Origin of the sequence: Bacillus sp. AP8 (assembly GCF_000321185.1) — a bacterium.
Classification (GTDB): Bacteria; Bacillota; Bacilli; order Bacillales; family DSM-1321; genus Bacillus_AD; species Bacillus_AD massilioanorexius.
This window is the reverse complement of record NZ_CAPG01000051.1, coordinates 16,551-40,303: the sequence shown is the minus strand read 5'-3', so window position 1 is coordinate 40,303 and position 23,753 is coordinate 16,551. Positions and strand designations below refer to the sequence as shown.

General features: G+C 34.8%; 23 protein-coding genes and 2 other annotated features. Of the genes, 20 read left to right on the top strand and 3 right to left on the bottom strand.

What is annotated here, in order from left to right; all coding sequences use genetic code 11:
* Nucleotides 1-301 precede the first annotated feature (301 nt).
* Nucleotides 302-438: a sequence feature (ribosomal protein L20 leader region), on the top strand.
* Between the two features lie 72 nt (nt 439-510).
* The 4 genes from infC to BN349_RS13535 all read left to right on the top strand — a co-directional run bounded on the left by infC (nt 511) and on the right by BN349_RS13535 (nt 2,076).
* Nucleotides 511-1,014, top strand: a complete 504-nt coding sequence (gene infC, locus BN349_RS13550) for a translation initiation factor IF-3 (RefSeq protein WP_019242865.1) — start codon at nt 511-513, stop codon at nt 1,012-1,014.
* A 30-nt stretch (nt 1,015-1,044) separates the two neighbouring features.
* Nucleotides 1,045-1,245: a 50S ribosomal protein L35 gene (gene rpmI, locus BN349_RS13545; RefSeq protein ID WP_019242864.1), complete on the top strand. Its 201-nt coding sequence runs from the start codon at nt 1,045-1,047 to the stop codon at nt 1,243-1,245.
* A 39-nt stretch (nt 1,246-1,284) separates the two neighbouring features.
* A complete protein-coding gene (rplT, locus tag BN349_RS13540; RefSeq protein WP_019242863.1) occupies nt 1,285-1,644 on the top strand; it encodes a 50S ribosomal protein L20 in 360 nt (119 codons plus the stop codon).
* Nucleotides 1,645-1,821: 177 nt separating this feature from the next.
* Nucleotides 1,822-2,076, top strand: coding sequence for a DUF1294 domain-containing protein (locus BN349_RS13535; RefSeq protein ID WP_019242862.1), 255 nt, complete (start codon nt 1,822-1,824; stop codon nt 2,074-2,076).
* A 24-nt stretch (nt 2,077-2,100) separates the two neighbouring features.
* Here BN349_RS13535 and BN349_RS13530 read toward each other — a convergent pair whose 3' ends face one another.
* A complete protein-coding gene (locus BN349_RS13530; RefSeq protein WP_019242861.1) occupies nt 2,101-2,493 on the bottom strand; it encodes a hypothetical protein in 393 nt (130 codons plus the stop codon).
* Between the two features lie 272 nt (nt 2,494-2,765).
* Here BN349_RS13530 and BN349_RS13525 point away from each other — a divergent pair, with 272 nt between their 5' ends.
* Together BN349_RS13525 and BN349_RS13520 are read left to right on the top strand one after the other, a co-directional pair.
* Nucleotides 2,766-3,254, top strand: coding sequence for a dUTP diphosphatase (locus BN349_RS13525; protein ID WP_019242860.1), 489 nt, complete (start codon nt 2,766-2,768; stop codon nt 3,252-3,254).
* Between the two features lie 182 nt (nt 3,255-3,436).
* The gene (locus tag BN349_RS13520) at nt 3,437-4,522 is read left to right on the top strand and encodes a M42 family metallopeptidase (protein ID WP_019242859.1); all 1,086 of its coding nucleotides are present in this window, start codon (nt 3,437-3,439) and stop codon (nt 4,520-4,522) included.
* A 40-nt stretch (nt 4,523-4,562) separates the two neighbouring features.
* Here the strand turns inward: BN349_RS13520 and sspI are convergent, their stop codons facing one another.
* A complete protein-coding gene (gene sspI / locus BN349_RS13515; RefSeq protein WP_019242858.1) occupies nt 4,563-4,772 on the bottom strand; it encodes a small acid-soluble spore protein SspI in 210 nt (69 codons plus the stop codon).
* Nucleotides 4,773-4,889: 117 nt separating this feature from the next.
* Between sspI and BN349_RS13510 the strand changes: the two genes are divergently transcribed.
* The 3 genes from BN349_RS13510 to pheT all read left to right on the top strand — a co-directional run bounded on the left by BN349_RS13510 (nt 4,890) and on the right by pheT (nt 9,687).
* Nucleotides 4,890-5,636, top strand: a complete 747-nt coding sequence (locus BN349_RS13510; protein ID WP_019242857.1) for a TrmH family RNA methyltransferase — start codon at nt 4,890-4,892, stop codon at nt 5,634-5,636.
* 68 nt (nt 5,637-5,704) lie between these two features.
* Nucleotides 5,705-5,943: a binding site (T-box leader), on the top strand.
* Nucleotides 5,944-6,213: 270 nt separating this feature from the next.
* Nucleotides 6,214-7,254: a phenylalanine--tRNA ligase subunit alpha gene (pheS, locus tag BN349_RS13505; protein ID WP_019242856.1), complete on the top strand. Its 1,041-nt coding sequence runs from the start codon at nt 6,214-6,216 to the stop codon at nt 7,252-7,254.
* 18 nt (nt 7,255-7,272) lie between these two features.
* Nucleotides 7,273-9,687 (top strand): phenylalanine--tRNA ligase subunit beta, encoded by a 2,415-nt coding sequence (gene pheT, locus BN349_RS13500; protein WP_019242855.1) that lies wholly within the window; start codon nt 7,273-7,275, stop codon nt 9,685-9,687.
* 122 nt (nt 9,688-9,809) lie between these two features.
* Here the strand turns inward: pheT and rnhC are convergent, their stop codons facing one another.
* The gene (gene rnhC, locus BN349_RS13495) at nt 9,810-10,757 is read right to left on the bottom strand and encodes a ribonuclease HIII (RefSeq protein ID WP_019242854.1); all 948 of its coding nucleotides are present in this window, start codon (nt 10,755-10,757) and stop codon (nt 9,810-9,812) included.
* Nucleotides 10,758-10,884: 127 nt separating this feature from the next.
* On the opposite strand from rnhC, the gene zapA reads away from it, so the two are divergent.
* From zapA to trxA, 11 genes are all read left to right on the top strand, one after another.
* Nucleotides 10,885-11,145: a cell division protein ZapA gene (gene zapA / locus BN349_RS13490; protein WP_019242853.1), complete on the top strand. Its 261-nt coding sequence runs from the start codon at nt 10,885-10,887 to the stop codon at nt 11,143-11,145.
* Nucleotides 11,146-11,150: 5 nt separating this feature from the next.
* Nucleotides 11,151-11,693, top strand: a complete 543-nt coding sequence (locus BN349_RS13485) for a CvpA family protein (RefSeq protein ID WP_019242852.1) — start codon at nt 11,151-11,153, stop codon at nt 11,691-11,693.
* A gap of 116 nt (nt 11,694-11,809) precedes the next feature.
* Nucleotides 11,810-13,522 carry a DNA polymerase/3'-5' exonuclease PolX gene (polX, locus tag BN349_RS13480; protein WP_019242851.1) on the top strand — a complete coding sequence of 571 codons (1,713 nt, stop codon included), beginning with the start codon at nt 11,810-11,812 and terminating at the stop codon, nt 13,520-13,522.
* Nucleotides 13,523-13,563: 41 nt separating this feature from the next.
* Nucleotides 13,564-15,915, top strand: a complete 2,352-nt coding sequence (locus BN349_RS13475; protein ID WP_019242850.1) for an endonuclease MutS2 — start codon at nt 13,564-13,566, stop codon at nt 15,913-15,915.
* A gap of 635 nt (nt 15,916-16,550) precedes the next feature.
* The gene (locus tag BN349_RS13470) at nt 16,551-16,958 is read left to right on the top strand and encodes a DUF350 domain-containing protein (protein ID WP_019242849.1); all 408 of its coding nucleotides are present in this window, start codon (nt 16,551-16,553) and stop codon (nt 16,956-16,958) included.
* 464 nt (nt 16,959-17,422) lie between these two features.
* Complete coding sequence (locus tag BN349_RS13460; RefSeq protein WP_019242848.1) at nt 17,423-19,120, top strand: long-chain-fatty-acid--CoA ligase; 1,698 nt, start codon at nt 17,423-17,425, stop codon at nt 19,118-19,120.
* 189 nt (nt 19,121-19,309) lie between these two features.
* Nucleotides 19,310-19,903, top strand: coding sequence for a TetR/AcrR family transcriptional regulator (locus BN349_RS13455; RefSeq protein WP_019242847.1), 594 nt, complete (start codon nt 19,310-19,312; stop codon nt 19,901-19,903).
* 123 nt (nt 19,904-20,026) lie between these two features.
* A complete protein-coding gene (locus tag BN349_RS13450; protein WP_019242846.1) occupies nt 20,027-20,800 on the top strand; it encodes an enoyl-CoA hydratase in 774 nt (257 codons plus the stop codon).
* Nucleotides 20,801-20,856: 56 nt separating this feature from the next.
* Nucleotides 20,857-21,630 (top strand): electron transfer flavoprotein subunit beta/FixA family protein, encoded by a 774-nt coding sequence (locus tag BN349_RS13445; RefSeq protein WP_019242845.1) that lies wholly within the window; start codon nt 20,857-20,859, stop codon nt 21,628-21,630.
* Between the two features lie 33 nt (nt 21,631-21,663).
* On the top strand, nt 21,664-22,641 hold the full coding sequence (locus BN349_RS13440) for an electron transfer flavoprotein subunit alpha/FixB family protein (protein ID WP_019242844.1): 978 nt from the start codon (nt 21,664-21,666) through the stop codon (nt 22,639-22,641).
* A gap of 395 nt (nt 22,642-23,036) precedes the next feature.
* Nucleotides 23,037-23,351, top strand: a complete 315-nt coding sequence (gene trxA / locus BN349_RS13435; RefSeq protein ID WP_019242843.1) for a thioredoxin — start codon at nt 23,037-23,039, stop codon at nt 23,349-23,351.
* The last annotated feature ends 402 nt before the right edge of the window (nt 23,352-23,753 follow it).

Sequence of the window (23,753 nt, the reverse complement as noted above, 5' to 3'; positions counted from 1 at the left end):
AGAAAAAAATTCTTCTCGATAGCTCATTTTTGTTAGTAAAAGCTCATTTATTGAATTATGTTACGCTGTCTCTATTTATTTGGAAATGTATTATTGTAAGGTGTTTTTTATAAAAAAGTGTCACTGAAGGCTGATTATAGCGAAAAGAGAAGGTAGTGTTTTTCTATATATGTGAAAAAATATATTGCAAAAATGAAATCTCTTTGATAATATAAATTTTGTTGTTAGAAAAATAGTTTTAACGTTTGACATGTTAGAAGAACTATGATATATTTCTAAGGTATGAAATTGAATACTTCTTTGAGAAAAGAAGGAGCACCCGCTTCTCACCTGATAACGCATTGAGCAGTTTACAGGTCTTGGTTTTCTATTTGGCAGTTTTGTCTAATTAGTCTATCATAAGTGTGGGTGTATAAGCATCCACACTTTTTTAATGCGGTTATCTTCTTTATTCGCTTAAACGATGTATTCGGAAATAAACCTTGGAGGTGGCTAACTATTAGTAAAGACATGATGGTAAACGAGGGCATCCGTGCCCGCGAAGTTCGTCTCATTGACCAAAACGGAGAGCAGTTGGGCATTAAGACAAAATTCGAAGCTCTGGATATTGCTGCTCGTGTAAATCTTGATGTAGTGCTAGTTGCTCCAAACGCAAAACCTCCTGTAGCCCGTATTATGGACTACGGAAAATACCGTTTTGAGCTACAAAAGAAAGAAAAAGAGGCGCGAAAAAATCAAAAGATCATCAGTTTGAAAGAGGTTCGCTTGAGCCCAACAATTGATGAGCATGACTTTAATACAAAACTTCGCAATGCCCATAAGTTCCTGCAAAAGGGAGATAAAGTGAAAGCATCCATTCGCTTTAAAGGTCGTGCGATTACTCATAAAGAAATCGGACAGCGCGTATTGGACCGCTTCTCTGCGGAATGCACAGAAATTGCTACTGTAGAGCAAGCTCCTAAGATGGACGGACGCAGCATGTTCTTAATCTTAGCACCGAAAAACGAAAAGTAATTTTTAGATTGTATTGAGGAGGAAATCCATATGCCTAAAATGAAAACTCACCGCGGATCTGCAAAACGTTTCAAGAAAACGGGTTCTGGTAAGTTAAAGCGTTCAAACGCATATACTAGCCACTTATTCGCAAACAAATCTACAAAACAAAAACGTAAACTACGTAAAGCTAGTCTTGTAAGCGCAGGCGATTTCAAACGTATTCGCCACATGTTAGACAACATTAAGTAATTAATCGTTGATTGATCGATTTATATAGGAGGGAATTACATGCCACGTGTAAAAGGCGGTACTGTTACTCGCAAACGTCGTAAAAGAGTTCTTAAATTAGCAAAAGGTTATTATGGTTCAAAACATACATTATACAAAGTTGCAAACCAACAAGTAATGAAATCTCTAATGTATGCATTCCGCGATCGTCGTCAAAAGAAACGCGACTTCCGCAAATTATGGATCACTCGTATCAATGCAGCTGCTCGTATGAACGGTCTTTCTTATAGCCGTTTAATGCACGGATTAAAGCTTGCTGGTATTGAAGTTAACCGTAAAATGTTAGCAGATTTAGCTGTTGCTGATGCTGCTGCATTCACTGAATTAGCTAATACTGCTAAAAAACATTTAGAAAAATAATATAGGATTTTACTCATAAAATCCTATTGAAAAAGCTGTCTCTAGAGTCCGTACTTACGAACGTTAGAGGCAGCTTTTTTTTTGTTCTAGAAGAAGTGCTACGATTTATATTTTTGAAAAATTAGTATACATGGTGCTTTAATGCCTAAGGCACCATGTTAATAGGGAGATGGAAAGGTGAAATGGATTTTGTTGTATTTGTTTATTTGTAGTGTGATTGGATTTGTTGTTATGGGAATCGACAAACAGAGAGCGATACACAAGAAATATAGAATTTCCGAAGCGACACTTTGGGTGCTAGCTATTATAGGTGGAGCTATTGGAGCGACTTTTGGTATGTTTTATTTTAGACACAAAACGAAACATATGATATTTAGGATTGGTTTACCAGTATTAGCTTTTATTCATATTCTTCTAATGATTACTTATTAAGTGAATTGGGTAGATATAGAATGACTATGCATCATCCTTGTTTAATAATTCCTTAATAGGACTCTTCCAATCAAGAATGGTGGTTGGGTAATATTTTTGAATTTCTTTTTCGATAATTTTAAAGTCTTCTTGTTTTAAGTTATGAATTTCCTCGATGTTTTCAGGCCAAATGAAGATAGATAGAATTTTATAATCTTTTCTTTGTGGATCGATATACTTTTCGCCTTGAAAAACTATTCCTTTGTATGTGATGTGAAAATTTTTTCTGAAATTTTTAGCATCATCTACAAATAGCAGCTTCTTTTTTCTTTGTGCTTGTCTAAGCCTTAGGTTAGGGTTAGTCAAATATTTATAAGTTGTAAATCCAAGAACTAATAGCAGTAAAAGGATTAATACTCGTATTAAAAAGATAAACATAAGAACCCTCCGTTTTAGAGATGAGTATTGTAATTAACTTACGATACGATTAATAGAAGGAAAAGTTTCATTTTTTTCCTGAAAAAATTTCATTTTGTTATATGTTCCTGTTGTTTTTTTAGGGAAAAAAGTGAGAATCCATAATACTTCTACTTGAAAAGCAAGATCTCACAGTAAGGATTTTAGGTTCGTTCCCGAAAAGTAAATGGATTGGGGCTATTTTCAACATGGAAGGTTAAATGCAGCTAAAAATTTATTAAAGGAGAATGACTATGGTACCAGAAAAAAATTCTTCCATACAAGAGTTACCGGATCAAAATCCGAAGGAATACAATCATACACACTCCTCCACATCTACAAATGAAATAAATTTTTTAGATTTATACGTGCAATTAGGTAAGATGGCTAACTTAATGAGTAGCACAAACGAACAACAGATATTTGAGGAAGAGGTATTAAAGAAGAATTTATTAGAGTCTTATGTGAAAGGTCTTTACCTGATTTCAATTATAGGAAATGATTTCGGTTTTGGCAGAGAAGTGTATGATCATCGAATGTTGAATATAATAGAAAAAGATATAACAAATCAATTTTTGCATGTATTCGAAGCAGTTACTTTATTAAAAGTAAAAAAATCTCTGAGTGTATATAAATTTTTGCTTTTTAATTATTTACATTTAGGAACTTTACTTGAAATATCCAAAAATGAGATTGATGATTACTATTTACAAGAATATGGAATAGCTCAAAAATTTCTGTAAATTTAGTTCGACCATTTTTGTAAATTGTGATTAAGAATACTGTTGAAAGATGAATGGTTTTTCAAGGGGCTTTCTATTTTAGTTCATCCACGATATTGGAATGAAAATCATCTACAAAGTTAACAGAGTTAATTGTAAAAATGCTATAATAATTTTGAATATTTGTTAGGGAGGCGAAGTATATGACAAAAATGGATTCTACATTATCAATGTTGAAAGATTTAACAGATGCAAAAGGAATTCCAGGTAATGAAAAAGAAGCACGTGAAGTAATGAAACAATACATAGCTCCATTTGCTGATGAAATAACAACTGATGGATTGGGAAGTTTGATTGCGAAGAAAATAGGACAAGAAAATGGCCCGAAAATTATGATTGCAGGTCATCTTGATGAGGTAGGCTTTATGGTCACTCGTATAGATGATAAAGGGTTTGTTTATTTTCAAACAGTTGGGGGCTGGTGGTCACAAGTTATGCTAGCTCAGCGTGTGACAATTGCGACTAATAAAGGTGAAATTACAGGTGTAATTGGTTCAAAACCACCACATATTCTTTCACCAGAAGCTCGTAAAAAACCAGTTGAAATCAAGGATATGTTTATTGATATTGGTGCTTCTAATCAAGATGAGGCAAAAGAATGGGGGGTACGCCCTGGAGATATGGTCGTACCGTATTTCGAATTTACAGTAATGAATAATCCAAAGATGTTGTTAGCAAAAGCATGGGATAATCGTATTGGCTGTGCGATTGCTATAGATGTTTTAAAGAATTTAAAAGATGCTAAGCATCCTAATGTTGTATATGGTGTAGGCAATGTGCAAGAAGAAGTAGGTCTACGTGGAGCGAAAACAGCGACACATAAAATACAGCCTGATATCGGTTTTGCAGTTGATGTTGGTATTGCAGGTGATACTCCTGGAGTGACTGAAAAAGAAGCGATGGGTAAACTGGGAAAAGGTCCAGGAATTGTCTTGTATGATGCAAGTATGGTATCTCATAAAGGCTTGCGTGACTTTATTACAAATGTAGCGGATGAATTGAATATTCCTTATCAATTCGATTCAATGCCAGGTGGGGGAACGGATTCGGGTTCTATTCATGTTACAGCTAATGGTGTCCCAGCTTTATCTATAACAATTGCAACTCGTTATATCCATTCCCACGCAGCTATCATACATCGTGATGACTTTGAGAATACAGTGAAATTAATAACAGAAGTTGTAAAACGTTTAGATCGTGATGCTGTTAACGCGATTACATTCGATTAATTTAATTATCAAAACAAATAACAGCCGCAAGAAGCGGCTGTTATTTGTTTAAACCAGACTCTAAAGCATAGAGCATTTCTTTCTTTTCTTCGTCGGTAGAATTTTTCCAAATGACTTCAAAGAGAACCCCTAATCCGGGTAGCATTTTTTCTTCTCCGCTTTGGATTGCGTCTACAATGGTTTCTTGTAATTGATCTTGACTATTACCTGTTACATTATGCAAAATAGCATTTCTTAGATTTAATCCCATAATTATTCCTCCATTTTTGGTGTTCATTCTATTTTTTCTCAACTATCGATTTATTATGTATCATGTTTAGGCTATAATAGGAAAATCGAATTGACTAGAAAAGGAGTGAATGAACGTATGAAATTCATTCAATCTATACAAAATGAAAGAGTAAAGGCTTGGAAGAAGCTTTTAACGAAAAAAGGTCGAGATAAAGCAGGACTATTTCTTGTAGAAGGATTTCATTTAGTAGAGGAAGCTTTAAAACAAGATTTTGTTTTAACTTTAATAAAGGATGAAAAGATAGAATTCCCGATTAATTGGAATGTAGATGGGATTGAAATATATAATACAACGGCCTCAGTGGTAAAAGAATTAGCAGAAACTGAAACATCTCAAGCTGTTTTTGCTGTGTGTAAACAAAAAAAATATGAAGAAAAAAAATATCAAAAGTTATTATTGTTAGACGGTGTTCAAGATCCAGGGAATATGGGAACGATTATTCGAACAGCAGATGCAGCAGGTGTTGAAATAGTGGTATGCGGGGAAGGTTGTGTTGACATTTATAATAGTAAATCATTACGTTCAACACAAGGATCTATTTTTCATTTGCCTATTGTCAAAGCAAATTTGACCGAATATATTCATGGTTTACAAGATAAGAATATTCCTGTATTTGGGACATCGCTTTCTAATGCAATAGATTATCGAGAAGTAGAGACTAAAGAATGTTTTGCTTTAGTGATGGGGAATGAAGGAAATGGGGTTCGTGAAGAAATTCTAAATCAATGTACGCAAAATTTATATATACCTATTTATGGTGGAGCAGAATCTTTGAATGTAACGGTAGCAACAGGGATTCTTTTATATCATTTAAATAAATAGCAAGAACTTTACAAAGTACGGTTGCATACAGTAATAAAAATTACTATAATAGTTAGGTATATAAATAATGAAAAGCAGTGACAGAGAAAAGTAACTCTATTGGAACATACAGGGAGAAAATACCATTTGATTGAGAGTGTTTTCATGAAGAAAAAAGAGTGAAGTTCACCTCTTGAGCTGACATCGGGACCGCAATTTTTTGCGTAAAGATGCTCCGGTTGAGAAAACCGTTATCCTAATGAAGTAGTGTATAGATTATTTGTACATGTAACAAGGGTGGTACCGCGACGATTACCTCGTCCCTTTTTAGGGAGCGAGGTTTTTTTATTGTTAAAAAGATGTATCATTTTGGATTTAGTTTAATGTCTATCTTCAGCGTCTAGCCCCTCGAGGTCATAAGCCAATCCGGCTAGGAGGTTAAAGAGCAACCTTCTAGCCGACTCGTCTTATGCTTGTCGGGGCTGACCAAGACGCTTGCGCTTTTCTAATAAATTGGGAGCATAGTCTTTAGTCATTTGTCCAAATTAAGTGGAATTTACATACCGATTGAGTTCGGGAATAAAGGAGGAAATACATTATGCAAGAAACGTTAAAGCAACTACAAGCAGAGGCGCTTCAAAAAATTGAAGCAGCATCGGATTTGAAAGAATTAAACGATGTGCGAGTAGCTTATCTTGGAAAGAAAGGCCCAATTACTGAAGTTTTAAGAGGTATGGGTAAATTATCAGCTGAAGAGCGTCCAAAAATGGGAGCTTTAGTCAATGTTATTCGTGAAGAAATCGCTAAGAGTATTGAAAGCAAGCAAGCTGTATTAGAGGAAGCAGCAATTAATGCGAAATTGGCTGCTGAAACAATTGACGTAACGCTTCCTGGTTACACAGTGAAAGCTGGAGCATCTCATCCACTAACAAGAATAATTGAAGAAGCAGAAGATTTATTCATGGGAATGGGCTATACAGTAGAAGAAGGTCCTGAAGTAGAACAAGATTACTATAACTTTGAAGCATTGAACTTGCCACAAGGACACCCTGCTCGTGATATGCAGGATAGCTTCTATATTACGGATGAAACATTAATGCGTACACATACTTCACCAGTTCAAGTAAGAACGATGTTGAAGCATGCTGGTAAAGGACCAGTAAAAATTATTTGCCCTGGTAAAGTATACCGTCGTGATAATGATGATGCGACTCACTCACATCAATTCATGCAAATTGAAGGTTTAGTTGTAGATAAAAACATTGCAATGAGTGATTTATCTGGAACTTTAGAAGTGTTCGCGAAGAAAATGTTCGGTCAAGAACGTGAAATTCGCCTACGTCCAAGCTTCTTCCCATTCACAGAGCCTTCAGTAGAAGTAGATATTTCTTGTAAAATCTGCAGCGGTAAAGGCTGTAACGTTTGTAAGCAAACAGGTTGGATTGAAGTACTTGGAGCGGGTATGGTTCATCCAAACGTCTTAAGAATGTCAGGCTTTGATCCTGAGGTGTATTCTGGATTCGCTTTCGGTATTGGTGTAGAACGTATTGCGATGTTGAAATATGGTATCGATGATATTAGACATTTCTACAGTAATGATATTCGTTTCTTAAAACAATTCGAGCGTAACGAAGAATAATAAGAGGAGGGTTATATAATGTTTGTTTCATATAAATGGCTACAACAATATGTAGATTTAAACGGTATTTCAGCAGAAGATTTAGCTGATAAGATTACAAAGAGTGGTATTGAAGTTGAAGGTGTCGAAAAGAAAAGCGAAGGAATTAAAGGTGTAGTAGTTGGACACGTTTTAGAAAAAGTAAAGCATCCAGAAGCTGACAAACTAAATGTATGTCAAGTGGATATTGGAGCAGAAGAGCCAGTACAAATCGTATGTGGTGCTCCAAATGTGGATGCTGGACAAAAAGTTGCTGTAGCTACTGTAGGTGCAGTATTACCAGGCAACTTCAAAATTAAGAAAGCGAAACTTCGTGGTCAAGCTTCACACGGTATGATTTGTTCATTACAAGAGCTTGGTATTGAAACAAAGTTAATTGCGAAAGAATACAGCACAGGTATTTTCGTATTCCCTAATGATGTTGAAGTTGGAACAGATGCTTTAGTGCAACTTAGCTTAGATGACGAAGTATTAGAATTAGGCTTAACACCTAACCGTTCTGATTGCTTAAGTATGCTAGGTGTTGCATACGAAGTTGGAGCAATTTTAGGCAAAGAAGTAAAATGGCCTGAAATTAATGTAACAGAAAGCAGTGAAAAAGCTTCTGATTACATCTCTGTAGAAGTGGAAGCAAACGAAGATAATCCGCTATATACAGCTCGTGTTATTAAAGATGTAAAGGTTGGTCCATCACCACTTTGGTTACAAACAACGTTAATGTCTGCTGGTATTCGTCCACACAATAACGTAGTGGATATTACAAACTATATTTTATTAGAATATGGTCAACCACTTCATGCTTTCGACTATGACAAATTAGGTTCTAAGAAAATTGTTGTACGCAAAGCGAAAGCAGGAGAGAAAATGACTACTCTTGATGATGCAGAGCGTACGCTTCAAGATCATCAATTAGTTATTACAAATGGTACTGAGCCAGTTGCACTTGCAGGTGTAATGGGGGGAGCTAATTCAGAAGTAAGTGATACAACAACTACTGTACTTCTTGAATCAGCATACTTCACGGGTGCTTCTGTACGTAGAACGTCTAAAGATCATGCACTTCGCAGTGAAGCAAGCGCTCGTTACGAAAAAGGGGTAGATCCAGCTCGTGTACGTGCAGCAGCTGACCGCGCAGTAGCTCTTATCGAGCAATATGCAGGTGGAACAGTGTTAGAAGGATCAGTAGAAGTGGATACTTTAACTGTTGAGCCGGCGGTAGTTTCAATTACAATTGATAAAATCAATACATTATTAGGTACTTCTTTAACAATGTCTGAAGTAGAAGCTATTTTCGCAGCATTGAAATTCGAAAGTGCTGTTGAAGATGACACAATTACAGTCACAGTACCTACTCGTCGTGGTGATATCACGATTCCAGAAGACTTAGTGGAAGAAGTAGCTCGTCTTTATGGTTATGATAATATTCCAAAAACACTTCCTTTTACAACTGGAACAGTAGGACAATTAACTCCTTACCAAGCAAAACGCCGTCTCGTTCGTCGTTACTTACAAGGTGCTGGTCTATATCAAGCTGTAACATATGGTTTAACTTCTGAAGCAAAAGCAACAGCTTTCGCGATCGAAAAAGCGGATACTGTGAAGCTTGCAATGCCAATGAGTGAGGAAAGAAGTGTACTTCGTCAAAGCTTAGTACCTCATTTATTAGAAGCGCTACAATACAATGTAGCTCGTCAAAATGATACTGTCGCTTTATATGAAACAGGTACAGTATATTTAAATAATACGGATGATGATTTACCATCCGAAAGAGAACATGTGGCTGGAGCAATGACTGGCTTATGGCATTCTCAACTATGGCAAGGTGAGAAGAAACAACTTGATTTCTTCGTAGCCAAAGGTATTCTTGAAGGCATGTTTGAAAAGCTTGGTGTTAGTGAGCAAATCGTATTCCAAGCGGCTGTTATCGAAGGTATGCACCCAGGTAGAACAGCTAGCATTACGCTAAACGGAGAATACATCGGTTATGTTGGTCAAGTACACCCAATGGTTGAACAAAACCATGACATTAAAGCAACATATGTATTCGAGCTTTCATTAAAAGCATTACTAGAAGCTGCTGTAGCACCAATTGCTTATACTAGCATCCCACGTTTCCCATCTATTACTCGTGATATCGCACTTGTTGTTGATAAAGCAACTGTAGCGGGTGATATTCAAGCAATTATTACAGAAGCTGGTGGTAAGTTATTAAAAGAGGTTTCTGTGTTCGACTTATACGAAGGAGAGCGTATGGAAGAAGGGAAGAAATCAATCGCGTTCTCATTAAAATACTTCGATCCTGCAAAAACATTAACAGACGAAGATATTACAAAAGCGCATAACAAAGTTTTAGATGCAGTGAAAGAAAAAATCGGAGCTGAGCTTCGAGGATAATAAAAAAAGTGCCTAAAAGTTGTTGGCTTTTAGGCACTTTTTAACAAGATGAGGAAGTATTTTTCTTGTTATAAGAGTCTCATTCAAAAGTCAGTTCTTCGACCAGCTTTTGAATGAGGCTTTTATTTTTTTGCCAATAATTTCTTGGCTTTATCTGTATTGGCGAAATGTAGTTTCGTAAAAGATTGTAAACTTTCGAGACCTTTTGATTGAATTAATCTAGCTGCAGCTATGTCTACTTTCGGTCCAGCACCTTTAGGAATGATGAAACCGGCTTCCTTACTAAGTTCATCAAACTTTTTGACAAAGGCAGCTCTGGCCAAAATCGACGCGGCAGCAACGCTAACATGGATGCTTTCGGCGCCAGTACTTAAGTAAATTTTGTCGGCAGAAAACATCTCTTGATTCTTTAAGTAGCCGAAAAAGACATCTGGCTTTGCGAATTGGTCAATTAAGACCGCCTCTGCTTTTATAGGTTGAATTTTATCAATTAATTTTTTTAAGGCTAAATTATGTAAGTAAGCTTTAATTTTTCCTTGTGACATTCCTTTTGCTTGAAGAGTATTGTACTTTGCATTATCCAAAACAAGTAATGTAAAAGGAACAGCATGCTTTAGCTGTGAGGCGATTTGCAAGATTTCTGGATCCTTAATATTTTTAGAATCGCGGACACCTAATTCTTTAAGTATTGGTATAGTTTCGCGGTTTGCATATACGGCTGCTACAGTAATTGGTCCAAAATAGTCACCAGTTCCCACTTCGTCAGATCCAATGACATTTAGTTCACCAATGTTTGCTGGTGGAGAATAGGAATGATGTTTAACATTATTTTTCTTTACTGTAGATGTGGATTTTATTTCCGTTTGCTGAGATTGCCATTTTGCTGCTTCTTGTTCAGCAAGTACTCCTTGAAATAATACTTTCCCTGATTTATACGCAGTAACATTGCATTGATTTACTTTGGCAGAAAAGATTCCACCAGCAGGAGTTACAGATTTTAATTGGTCTTTGTAATAATCAGCCATTTTTGATATAGTCGATACATTCATTTGTAAAACGACAGTTGCCATTGTGAAACTCCTTTCCAATATGGATGATAGTATACTCTATTGTATCACTTTGGGATTTTATATTTTCATGCCGATAGTGTTCATGTTATCATAGAGATTAGGATTCTTTAGATTGGAGGTTATGATTTTGTCAGACATCAAAAAAAATAAAATAACCGTTGATATTTATGGGCAACAATATACGATTGTCGGCACTGAATCATCTAGCCATATCCGTTTGGTAGCCTCTTTAGTAGATGATAAAATGCGGGAAATCAATGAGAAGAATCCACATTTGGATGTTAGTAAACTAGCTGTTTTAACAGCTGTCAATACGATTAGTGAATATCTTAAACTAAAAGATCAATTAAATCTTTTAGAGATGGAACAAAAGACAGAAAAGGATTGAAAAAAATGCTAGATTTAATACTTTTAGTTATTTTCCTAATGGGTGTAACAGTTGGATTAAGACGTGGTTTTATTCTTCAACTTATACATTTAACTGGATTCTTAGTAGCATTTATTGTTGCTGTTTTAACATATGATCAACTTGCGCCGAAGCTTGAATTATGGATTCCTTTTCCATCTATGGGAGAAACATCTTCCTTTAATTTGCTATTCGATAGTGTTGGTTTAGATCAAGCGTATTACAATGCGATAGCTTTTATCGCCATTTTCTTTGGCGTTAAAATTTTGTGGCAAATATTTGGTTCGATGCTAGACTTTATTGCGCAATTCCCAATTCTGAAACAATTAAATAGATGGGGTGGCGGGATCTTAGGGTTTCTAGAATCTTATCTTATCATATTTGTTTTATTATACCTAGCAGCCCTTCTGCCAATAGAATTTATTCAGAATCATATTCAAAACTCTTTCTTGGCAGAATCTATGATTAAACATACACCGATTCTTTCGGAAAAGTTAAAGGATCTCTGGTTTCATTATATGTCAGCATAGAGCTGATCCAAAAAAGCTGAACATTCCATTGGCTATTTTGGATTAGCTTTTTTGTTTAAAGGTTTAAATATTATATAATTTTGGACATAGATTATGGAAATGAAGGTGAAATTTGAATGGTAAATAAAAAAGATATTATTAAGTTGCTCGAAACGATAGCTTTATATATGGAACTAAAAGGAGAAAATCCATTTAAAATTGCTGCTTTTCGAAAAGCAGCAGCTAGTTTAGAAAGTGATCAGCGCAGTCTAAAAGAAATAGATGATTTCACTCAATTATCTGGTATTGGAAAAGGAACCGCAGCTGTCATTACTGAATACATAGAGAAGGGTGAATCTGAAACTCTCCATCAATTGCAATCTGAAGTTCCAGATGGTCTGCTTCCATTGTTAAAAATTGCAGGTCTTGGAGGTAAAAAAATTGCAAAGTTATATAAGGAATTAAATATTACTAATGCACAAGAATTACAAGCTGCTTGTGAAGCGAAAAAAGTGAGCGCATTAGCTGGATTTGGAGCAAAGTCAGAAGAGAAGATTTTGGCAGCTTTACAGGAACAAAGCTCAGGTCCGGAGCGGTTACCACTTGCTTATGTATTACCTATTGCAGAAGAAATTGAAGCATTCTTAGCTACTATTCCAGAAGTTGAGAAATTTTCGAGAGCTGGTAGTCTGCGACGAATGAAAGAAACGGTTAAAGACTTGGATTTTATTATTGCTACGAATAATTCTTTGGCTGTTAAAGAGAAACTTTTAAGCATTGAAAACGTAAAGAATATTATCGGTGCAGGAAATACAAAAGTATCGGTGACACTTGCTTATCAATATGATGTATCGGTGGATTTTCGTCTTGTTAAACCAGAAGAATTTTATACAACCTTACACCATTTTACAGGATCGAAGGATCATAATGTTCGAATGCGACAATTAGCAAAGGACCGAGGCGAAAAAATTAGTGAATATGGTGTGGAAAATGTAGAAACGGGTGAAGTTCGTACATTTAATAGTGAAGAAGAATTTTATGCCTATTTTGATTTGCCTTATATAGCACCTGAATTTCGAGAGGATGGAAGTGAAATCGATTCTTTTGCTGGCAAAGAGCTTCTTTCACAAGGTGAAATTCAAGGCGATTTACATATGCATACGACATGGAGCGACGGTGCTTATTCAATAGAAGAAATGATTGAAGCTTGTCGTGCTAAAGGATATAAATATATGGCTATTACCGATCATTCAAAGTATTTAAAGGTTGCCAACGGTTTAACAGAAGAACGATTAAGAGAGCAAATCAAAATAATAAAAGAATTAGATAAAAAATATGATGATATATTAATACTTGCTGGAATAGAGATGGACATTTTACCGGATGGAACATTAGATTACGATAATGAATTACTTCAAGAATTAGATATAGTTATCGCTAGTATTCACTCGAGTTTTTCTCAAAGTCGAGAGAAGATCATGGATCGATTGAAAACTGCACTTCAAAATCCACATGTAGATTTGATAGCACATCCGACGGGGCGATTAATTGGTCGACGAGAAGGATATGATGTGGATATTGAGGAATTGATTGAACTAGCAAAAGAAACAAATACAGCATTGGAGCTAAATGCAAATCCAAATCGTTTAGATTTATCGGTAGAGCATTTGAAGAAAGCTCAGGCTGCTGGAGTCAATATTATGATTAATACAGATGCACATAATATGGATATGCTCGACCATATGAGCATTGGTGTGTCGAATGCTATGAAAGCACATATGAAAAGTGCAACAATATTAAATACCAAAAGTACAGATGAATTATTAGCATTTTTAAAAAGAAATGACTGACTAATACAAGACACAAATTAAAAATAGGAGGATTATTCTCCGTGAATAATAAAACGTTAAAATCATTAGAATTTGATAAAATTCGTGAGCAGTTACTACAGTTTGGATCTTCCTCATTGGGAAGAAAAAAAATTGAACAGTTAGTTCCATCAACTTCATTTGCTGAAGTTGAAAAATGGCAGGCTGAAACTGATGAAGGAGCTACAGTGATACGTCTAAAAGGCAATGTCCCTTTAGACGGAATATTTGACATATCGCCACATGCAAAAAGAGCAAAAATTGGCGGTATGTTAAGCCCAAATGAATTAAAGGAAATCGCATCTACTTTGCGTGCTGGGAGAGTACTGCAGCATTTTATTGACGACTTAATCGATGCAGAAGTGGAGCTGCCACTTTTAGATGCACAAATCCATTCATTATACGATTTATATGATATCGAAAAACTGATTTCAAATGCTATTGGTGACCAAGGAGAAGTATTAGATACTGCCAGTGAGAAGCTTAGAATTCTTCGTAGTCAATTGCGAGCAAATGAAGCACGAGTGAGAGATAAATTAGAAGGTATGATTCGTTCATCAAATGCAGCAACCATGTTATCGGATAGCATTATTACGATTCGCAATGATCGCTTTGTAATTCCTGTAAAACAAGAATATAAAGGAGTCTATGGCGGAATCGTTCATGATCAATCATCTTCCGGACAAACTCTATTTATAGAACCACAAGCAATTGTTGAATTAAATAATGCTTTACAAGAAATTAGAGCAAATGAACAACAAGAAATTGAAAGAATTCTAATTCAACTTTCTGTAACGGTTGGAGAGTATACATCGGAGCTAATGCATAATGTCTATATTCTCGGACAGATGGATTTTATTTTTGCCAAAGCAAGATATGCTAGTAGTATGAAAGCGACGAAACCAACTCTTAATAATGAGGGAAGAGTCAATCTTATTAAAGCGAAGCATCCATTGATTGATCGAAACCAAGTGGTTGCCAACGATATTTTTATAGGGAAGGACTTCTCTACTATTGTTATTACAGGTCCTAATACAGGTGGTAAAACGGTAACTTTAAAAACAGTAGGTTTATGCTCATTGATGGCCCAAGCAGGTTTACAAATTCCTACTTTAGATGGTTCGGAAACATGCGTATTTGAAAAAATCTTTTCAGATATTGGAGACGAACAATCGATTGAACAAAGCTTAAGTACATTTTCTTCTCATATGGTAAATATTGTAGAGATTTTAGATGAAGTCGATAGTAATACGTTAGTATTGTTTGATGAATTAGGTGCAGGAACGGATCCTCAAGAAGGAGCAGCGTTAGCAATCAGTATTCTAGATGAAGTACATGCACGTGGAGCACGTATTATTGCGACCACTCATTATCCAGAATTAAAAGCATACGGTTATAACAGAGAAGGTGTAGTTAACGCGAGTGTAGAATTTGATGTTGAGACATTAAGTCCAACATATAAGCTGTTAATTGGTGTACCAGGACGTAGTAATGCTTTTGAAATATCGAAAAGACTTGGTTTATATGACAGAATTATAAATAATGCTAAAGGATATATTGGTGAAGATACGAATAAAGTGGAGAATATGATTGCATCCCTTGAATATAGCCGTAAGCAAGCTGAAGATGAAAGAATGGAAGCAAGAGAATATTTAAGAAGTGCTGAAAAGCTTCACAGTGATCTTCAACGTGAGATGGTAGCATATTACGAAGAAAGAGATGCTGAAATTAATGCGGCCAAAGAGAAAGCTCAAAAAATTATTGAACAAGCAAAAATTGAGGCAGAGCAGGTAATTTCTGATCTTAGAAACTTGAGATTGCAAAAGCATGCAGAAGTTAAAGAGCATGAACTGATTGAAGCAAGAAAAAAATTAGAAGATGCTACTCCAACTATTACGAAAAAAACGAAAAAAATTATTCCGCAAAAACATGAGTTGCAAGTTGGAGATGAGGTAAAGGTTATAAGCTTTAATGGAAAAGGTAGCTTATTGGAAAAAGTTTCGAATGATGAATGGCTCGTACAAATTGGAATTATGAAAATGAAGGTAAAAGAACATGATTTAGAGTATATTAAACCTCAAAAGCAGACCGAAACAAAACCACTAGCAACGGTTAAAGGGAAAGATTTTCATGTAAGTCTAGAATTAGATTTACGTGGAGAACGCTATGAAAATGCTCTAGCTCGAGTGGAAAAATATATTGATGATGCACTGCTAGCTAATTATCCAAGAGTATCTATTATTCATGGAAAAGGTACTGGTGCACTGCGACAAGGTGTTCAAGAATACTTAAAAAACCACCGATCTGTAAAAAAAATTCGTTTTGGAGAAGCGGGTGAAGGTGGAAGTGGTGTAACGGTAGTCGAGTTTAAATAAGAAAAACAATCACCGATTCTTTTTAAAGAAAATAATATGCTCGAGTATTGTTTGATCTATAATTATTGTCATAAAAATGATTAAACTCCCATCAAACAGGAGTCATTCGGGAGCAATAAGACGTACCTTGTAAAAAGGGAGTTTTTCCCTTCTGAAAAGGAACGAATTTTAGTCAAGCATGGCAGGTGTATGGTTAGACAAAGAAATGCAAAAATGTCATATAAGATATGGAACAAAGGCTTAAGATCGCCACTTCCTATGACAATGCCTTTGTGAACCATATCCTGTAGAGGCCTCCAATCAGCATAAGTCAAGCTATCTAGATGGTAGCTTTTGGAACCTTCTGGATAGCTTGGCTAAACACTATCTGATTTTAATGGATATTTATCTTTTCTTTTGACTTGTTTTCTAATAGATTGTTGTTTTTAAATAAGTTCAGTGAATAAAATGAGCATAAGTGTAAGTTGAGAAACGCTTGCTGTATCAGCGGAGAAGGTTAAGCGCCCGTACCGTGTAAGCGAGTGAAGCGGAATTCAATCAGACTGTAATCACTAAATGGTTCTTAGGCAACAAAGTATGCGAAAACAGCCTTTCTTTTAAAAGTAGAACCATTAATAAACTGAGGAGTAAATCGAATGGAAGCATTTTGGTCTAATGAATATGTTTATATGGCTGCTTATTGTAGCGTAGTTGTGCTATGCATAGTCGTATTTTTAGCTGTTTTTGAATTAGTTACAAAGTATCGTAACTGGGAAGAAATAAAGAAAGGAAATATGGCTGTTGCCATGGCAACGGGGGGGAAAATCTTCGGTATCGCGAATATTTTTCGTCATTCCATTTTACAAAATGATGATTTAATTCATATGGTCTATTGGGGAGTATTTGGATTTGTTTTATTGCTTGTAGGATATTTTATTTTTGAATTTTTAACACCAGGATTTAAAATTGATGAAGAAATACAAAATGATAATAGAGCTGTAGGCTTTATTTCGATGATGATCTCCATAGGCTTTTCATATATAATTGGGGCTGGAATTTCGTAAAATGTTATTCCTTCATTGAAAATGACTGGAAATAAGAATAGATATTCAGTTATTACGAGAAATTTTTTCTTTTCATTGCTGCTTTATGCAGAGTGGCCTAGTTTTATGAAATTCTATTTTATAATTTTGCAAAAGTATCTAAGTTTGTTATCTTAATTTTGAACGATGAGCTCAAGCTAGTGCGTGATAAAAGGGGAGAGTATATGTGGAGACTTTAGCAAAGGTGTTAATTTCTGTAGCATCATGCTTTGTGATTATTGGAATTGTTTATTTAATTGTAGGAATTTAATAGAATATAGGTCTAAATTTACTGATTCAAAAGTAGTGAAATGTCACAGCTATAGGAAAGCAATTTTGCTTAATAGCTGTGTTTTTTAATTTAAATATTCATAATTGTCACAAAAAAGATAATATATTATAATTAAATGGTATGAATTCAATAATTTTACAAAGGAGGTATTTTGATGGGAGAAAAGTTGTGGGAAAAGCACTATCCAGAAGATATGCCGATAAATATGGAGTATGGAACGCTTCCACTTCAAACTTACTTAAAAGATGCTGCGGAAAAATCTCCACAAAAAGCTGCAATTCATTTTATGGGAAAAGAATTAACTTTTCTAGAATTGTATCATTCAGCATTAAAGGTAGCTAATTACTTACAGGAAATTGGAATTAAAAAGGGCGACCGTATTGCTATTATGCTTCCGAATACACCACAATCCGTTATTAGTTATTATGGTATACTTTTCGCCGGTGGTGTAGTCGTTCAAACAAATCCCCTTTATATGGAAAGAGAATTAGAATATCAGATGAATGACTCAGGGGCAAAAGCTATTATTACGTTAGATATATTATTTCCTAGAGTATCCTCAGTCAAAAATAATACGAATTTAGAACATATTATTGTAACCGCTATCAAAGATTATCTACCTTTTCCAAAAAATCTTATTTATCCTTACATGCAAAAAAAGCAGTACGGCATTGTTGTGAATGTAAAGCATGAGGGTTCAAATCATCTACTCCGAGAAATTATGAAAATAGCTCCTGCAAAAGAAATTGAATTAGAAGTTGATATTGAAAATGATTTAGCATTGCTTCAGTATACAGGAGGAACTACTGGATTCCCTAAAGGGGTTATGTTAACGCATAAAAATCTTGTTTCTAATACGAAAATGTGTAAATCATGGCTTTACAAATGTAATGAAGGTGAAGAATCTGTATTAGGTATACTTCCATTTTTCCATGTATATGGAATGACAACGGTTTTAATACTTGCTGTTATGGAAAGACATAAAATGATTCTATTGCCTAAATTTGATGCTGAAACTACATTAAAAACGATTGATAAACAAAAACCAACTTTATTTCCAGGAGCACCTACAATTTATATCGCCTTGTTAAACCATAAAAATCTATCAAAATATGATTTATCTTCTATCAGTGCTTGTATTAGTGGATCCGCACCATTGCCTGTAGAAGTACAGGAACGATTTGAAAGAGTAACGAATGGAAAGTTAGTTGAAGGTTATGGACTAACAGAGACTTCACCGGTTACACATGCCAACTTTTTATGGGATCGTCCTAGAGTAAAAGGTAGTATAGGGGTACCGTACCCTGATACAGATGCAGCTATTTTATCACCTGAAACTGGAGAGCCTCTTCCAATAAATGAAGTTGGAGAAATAGGTATTAAAGGCCCTCAGGTAATGAAAGGGTATTGGAATAGACCTGAAGATACAGAAAATACATTCAGAAACGGTTGGTTTTTAACAGGTGATTTAGGTTATATGGATGAAAATGGCTATTTTTATGTAGTCGATCGTAAGAAAGATATGATTATAGCTGGTGGATATAATATATATCCTCGCGAAGTGGAAGAAGTACTATATGAACATGAAGATGTTCAAGAATGTGTAGTAGCTGGAATTCCTGATCCATATAGGGGAGAAACGGTGAAAGCATATGTAGTATTAAAAGAAGGCAGTAAATTAACAGAAAAAGATTTAAATGAATTTTCTCGAAAACATTTAGCAGCATATAAGGTGCCAAGAATGTATGAATTTAGAGCTGAATTACCTAAAACAGCAGTTGGGAAAATTCTGCGTCGTTCGTTAGTTGATGAAGAGAAAAAGAAAATGGCTAATGACATAAAACAAGCTTAAATAAAAGAGCATTGCGCTCTTATATTTATCTGATTTTTAGACAAGCTTCAAATATCGTTGTATAATAAAAAATATAATAAAAGGAATCGGGTTCTCCTTTCTAGAATATACTTGACATCAATTCATTTGGATATTATTATAAAAATATGAATGATGATTCATTCATTTCTCTGAAAGGGGAACTCCATTTTGAAAAAGAATAAACCGAAGTATAAACAAATAATAGATGCAGCAGTAATCGTTATTGCGGAGTATGGTTATCACCAAGCACAAGTATCTAAGATTGCCAAACAAGCAGGAGTTGCTGATGGTACGATTTATTTATACTTTAAGAACAAGGAAGACATTTTAATTTCTCTATTCCAAGAGAAAATGGGTGAGTTAGTTGAGAAAATTGAAGATGAGGTTAGAGGAAAACAAAGTGCATCTGAAAAGCTATCAGTATTGATTAAAAAGCATTTTGAAATTCTTTCAAATGATCCTCATTTGGCAAAAGTAACTCAGTTAGAACTAAGACAGTCTAATAAAGATCTTCGTTTTAAGATAAATGAAGTATTGAAAGGCTATTTAGTATTAGTAGACAGTGTTCTTAAAGAAGGTATTGAAACAGGTGAGTTTAAAGCTAATTTGAACTATAAGTTAGCTAGACAAATGATATTTGGAACACTTGATGAAATTGTTACTACATGGGTTATGAATGAACAAAAATATGATCTTCAAGACTTAACTATGGATGTACATAATTTATTTATTGCAGGACTTATTCAAAACAAAAATGTCTAAAGATTGAAAGGGTATCGAAAAATTGATACCCTTTTAATTAAAATGTTTTGAACTGCTAAAAAATAACTTATATACTATATTATGTATTAAATAGAAAAAGAAGTAAGAGCAAGGGGGATTTGAATGCAATTAATTTCGTATAGTGTTGATGATTATGTAGCGGTTGTCAATATTACTAAACCACCAGCGAATGCCTTATCTTCACAAGTAATTCAAGAAATATCATCTTTACTAGATCTTTTAGAAGATGACCAAGCAGTACGGGTAATTGTTATTCAAGGTGAGGGAAGATTTTTTTCAGCAGGCGCAGATATTAAAGAATTCACAACGATTACATCGGGAGAAGCTTTTGCTAAATTAGCTGCTAGAGGACAAGAACTTTTCGAAAGAATGGAACAATTCTCGAAACCTATTATTGCTAGTATACATGGAGCTGCATTAGGCGGTGGACTTGAACTAGCAATGGCATGTCATATTCGCTATGTTACCGAAAATGCAAAGCTTGGTTTGCCAGAGTTACAATTAGGTCTTGTACCGGGATTTGCAGGTTCTCAAAGGCTACCACGCTATGTTGGAGTAGCAAAGGCAGCAGAAATGTTATTTACGAGTGAACCAATTTCAGGAAAAGAAGCTGTTAAATGGGGATTAGCGAATGCCGCTTATCCAGAAGAAGAACTTCAAGGTGCAGTACTAACATTAGCTAAAAAGGTAGCATTGAAGAGTCCATTAGCTTTGAGGAAAGCTATCGAACTACTAAACTATACAAAACATCAACAATTTTACCAAGGTGTACAAAAAGAAGCAGAATACTTTGGAGAAATATTTGTCTCTGAGGATGCGAAAGAAGGTATCTCTGCATTTATTGAAAAAAGGCAACCGCAGTTTTCTGGAAAGTAAATTGCGCCCTAAATATTCTAAATCTTCATAATTAAATTATAACAGGAGGCTAATACATGAATATTTATGTTTTATTAAAAAGAACATTTGACACTGAAGAAAAAATAACTTTAGCAAGTGGCAAAATCAATGAAGATGGTGCTGAATTTATTATTAACCCTTACGATGAGTACGCAGTAGAAGAAGCGATTGTTACTAGAGATGCTCATGGTGGAGAAGTGACAGTTGTTTCTGTAGGGAACGAAGAAGCTGAGAAACAATTAAGAACAGCTTTAGCTATGGGTGCTGATAAAGCCGTGCTTATTAATGTAGAAGATGATGTAGAAGATGGAGATCAATTTACAACATCAAAAATATTAGCTGAATATTTAAAAGATAAAGAAGCAGATTTAATTATTGCAGGTAATATAGCAATTGACAGTGGATCTGGACAAGTAGGTCCACGTGTTGCGGAATTGCTAGACATTCCATATATCACAACAATTACAAAATTAGATATTGATGGAACGAATGTAAGCGTTGTCCGTGACGTTGAGGGTGATTCGGAAGTAATTGAAACAAGCCTACCTCTTTTAGTAACAGCTCAACAAGGTCTAAATGAGCCACGTTATCCATCTTTACCAGGTATTATGAAAGCGAAGAAAAAGCCGTTAGATGAATTAGAATTAGATGATTTAGATTTAGAAGAAGACGATGTGGAAGCTAAAACAAAAACAATTGAGATATTCTTACCTGCTCAAAAAGAAGCGGGTAAAGTTCTAGAAGGTGAATTACAAGAGCAAGTAACGGAACTTGTAAGTCTTCTACACAATGAAGCAAAAGTAATATAAATCCAACATGATGGTAATAGGAGGTTATTATAGATGGCTAGAAAAATTCTTGTACTAGGTGAAGTTCGTGATGGTTCACTTCGTAATGTATCTTTTGAAGCAGTAGCTGCTGCTAAAATTGCTTCTGAAGGTGGGGAAGTAGTTGGTGTATTAATTGGAGATGCAGTTCAAGCACTAGGAAGTCAACTTATTCAATATGGTGCAGATCGTGTAGTTGTTGTTGAAGATAGTAAACTTGCTCAATATACGTCAGACGGATATTCTCAAGCATTATTATCAGTAGTTGATCAAGAAAGTCCTGAAGGAATTATCTTTGGTCACACGGCTCAAGGGAAAGATTTAGCACCGAAAATCGCAGCTAAACTAGAAGCAGGTTTAGTTTCAGATAGCACAGCATTAGAAGTAGCAGGTGGTAATTTAGTATTTGTTCGTCCAATATACTCTGGAAAAGCTTTTGAAAAGAAAATCGTTACGGATGGTATTATCCTTGCTACAATTCGTCCTAATAATATCGCTCCATTAGAAAAGGATGAATCTCGTTCAGGTGACGTATCAGTAGTTTCTTCTGAAATTAAAGATTTACGTTCAATTATTAAAGAGGTTGTACGTAAAGCAACTGAAGGTGTTGATCTTTCTGAAGCAAAAGTAGTTGTAGCTGGTGGACGTGGTGTGAAAAGTGAAGAAGGATTTGAACCACTAAAGGAATTAGCAAATGTCCTTGGAGGAGCAGTTGGTGCATCGCGCGGAGCTTGTGATGCAGAATATTGTGATTACTCACTTCAAATTGGCCAAACGGGTAAAGTTGTAACACCTGATTTATATATCGCTTGCGGTATTTCAGGAGCAATTCAACATTTAGCAGGTATGTCAAATTCAAAAGTAATCGTAGCTATTAACAAAGATCCAGAAGCGAACATCTTTAAAGTAGCTGACTACGGTATCGTTGGAGATCTATTTGAAGTAGTACCAATGTTAACGGAAGAATTGAAGAAATTAAAAGTTAACGTATAATATGTAATGAAAAGGTGTCTCAAAAGTAATACTTTTGTATGACACCTTTTTTATGTAATAGACTAGAATTTTTTAAAGAGATTATTTGGGTAATATACATACTAGATGTACAAATCATTTTTAGATAATCATGAAAGATTAGAATGGATTTTGTAGGAAAAGATAGCTTTGTATAAAGGTAGATTAGACAAAATCTAGTAGGAAAAACAATGGGATACTTTGAATAATCACTTTGAAATAAAGTAGAGTAATTTATAATTCTTTAATATATAGGAATATTCTTCATGAAAAAGGGTATATTACGTGTGTACAACTAAACAAATTATTAGCATCTTAGAATGTAACAATGTTATACTAACATTAGTTATTTTAGTAATTATTAGGAGGGCTTTCGTATGGCGATTGTCAATGCAACAGATCAAAGTTTTTCAACTGAAACTGCTCAAGGCTTAGTATTAGCAGATTTTTGGGCAGCATGGTGCGGACCTTGTAAAATGATTGCTCCTGTATTAGAGGAGTTAGATAGTGAAATGAGCGATACTGTAAAAATCGTTAAAGTAGATGTTGATGCAAATCCAGAAACTGCAGGAAACTTTGGTGTTATGAGTATCCCAACACTAATTCTTTTCAAAAATGGAGAAGTAGTAGATAAAGTAGTAGGATTCCAACCAAAAGAAGCTCTAGCTGAGCTGGTAAAAAGACACGCATAATAGCAAATGTCCAAAAGTTTACCTTTTGGACATTTTTTATATTGTTAAGAAAATACTAAAATTCTAGAATTGTGATTGTGCTATTTTTTCGGGAAAGAGTGAATTCTAGCAAATCTCTATGGATAGTGAAATCCTTAATTAAATATCATACTACTTAGGTACCTATATATAGGTACTTATTTTTTTAAATAGAACTTAATTAATGGATGAACGGAAGTAGGAAAGTGAGTTTACGAAAACAGCCTAATTAATCAAAATTTATGATTAGCAGTAAAGTACTACTAGATAAAGTAAAAAGATAGATTTCATTATTTTAGAATATTTTATTGTAAATGTGTGATCAATGATTAGTGAAAGCTAATGAAGCTGAAAAGAATTCATCATCTTTCTATATGATATTCG

Excerpts from the sequence above, each read along its gene's own strand:
- infC (WP_019242865.1), top strand. The coding sequence starts at position 511 with ATGATGGTAAACGAGGGCATCCGTGCCCGCGAAGTTCGTCTCATTGAC.
- rpmI (WP_019242864.1), top strand. The coding sequence starts at position 1,045 with ATGCCTAAAATGAAAACTCACCGCGGATCTGCAAAACGTTTCAAGAAA.
- rplT (WP_019242863.1), top strand. The coding sequence starts at position 1,285 with ATGCCACGTGTAAAAGGCGGTACTGTTACTCGCAAACGTCGTAAAAGA.
- BN349_RS13530 (WP_019242861.1), bottom strand. The coding sequence starts at position 2,493 with ATGTTTATCTTTTTAATACGAGTATTAATCCTTTTACTGCTATTAGTT.
- BN349_RS13525 (WP_019242860.1), top strand. The coding sequence starts at position 2,766 with ATGGTACCAGAAAAAAATTCTTCCATACAAGAGTTACCGGATCAAAAT.
- BN349_RS13520 (WP_019242859.1), top strand. The coding sequence starts at position 3,437 with ATGACAAAAATGGATTCTACATTATCAATGTTGAAAGATTTAACAGAT.
- sspI (WP_019242858.1), bottom strand. The coding sequence starts at position 4,772 with ATGGGATTAAATCTAAGAAATGCTATTTTGCATAATGTAACAGGTAAT.
- BN349_RS13510 (WP_019242857.1), top strand. The coding sequence starts at position 4,890 with ATGAAATTCATTCAATCTATACAAAATGAAAGAGTAAAGGCTTGGAAG.
- pheS (WP_019242856.1), top strand. The coding sequence starts at position 6,214 with ATGCAAGAAACGTTAAAGCAACTACAAGCAGAGGCGCTTCAAAAAATT.
- pheT (WP_019242855.1), top strand. The coding sequence starts at position 7,273 with ATGTTTGTTTCATATAAATGGCTACAACAATATGTAGATTTAAACGGT.
- rnhC (WP_019242854.1), bottom strand. The coding sequence starts at position 10,757 with ATGGCAACTGTCGTTTTACAAATGAATGTATCGACTATATCAAAAATG.
- BN349_RS13485 (WP_019242852.1), top strand. The coding sequence starts at position 11,151 with ATGCTAGATTTAATACTTTTAGTTATTTTCCTAATGGGTGTAACAGTT.
- polX (WP_019242851.1), top strand. The coding sequence starts at position 11,810 with ATGGTAAATAAAAAAGATATTATTAAGTTGCTCGAAACGATAGCTTTA.
- BN349_RS13470 (WP_019242849.1), top strand. The coding sequence starts at position 16,551 with ATGGAAGCATTTTGGTCTAATGAATATGTTTATATGGCTGCTTATTGT.
- BN349_RS13460 (WP_019242848.1), top strand. The coding sequence starts at position 17,423 with ATGGGAGAAAAGTTGTGGGAAAAGCACTATCCAGAAGATATGCCGATA.
- BN349_RS13450 (WP_019242846.1), top strand. The coding sequence starts at position 20,027 with ATGCAATTAATTTCGTATAGTGTTGATGATTATGTAGCGGTTGTCAAT.
- BN349_RS13445 (WP_019242845.1), top strand. The coding sequence starts at position 20,857 with ATGAATATTTATGTTTTATTAAAAAGAACATTTGACACTGAAGAAAAA.
- BN349_RS13440 (WP_019242844.1), top strand. The coding sequence starts at position 21,664 with ATGGCTAGAAAAATTCTTGTACTAGGTGAAGTTCGTGATGGTTCACTT.
- trxA (WP_019242843.1), top strand. The coding sequence starts at position 23,037 with ATGGCGATTGTCAATGCAACAGATCAAAGTTTTTCAACTGAAACTGCT.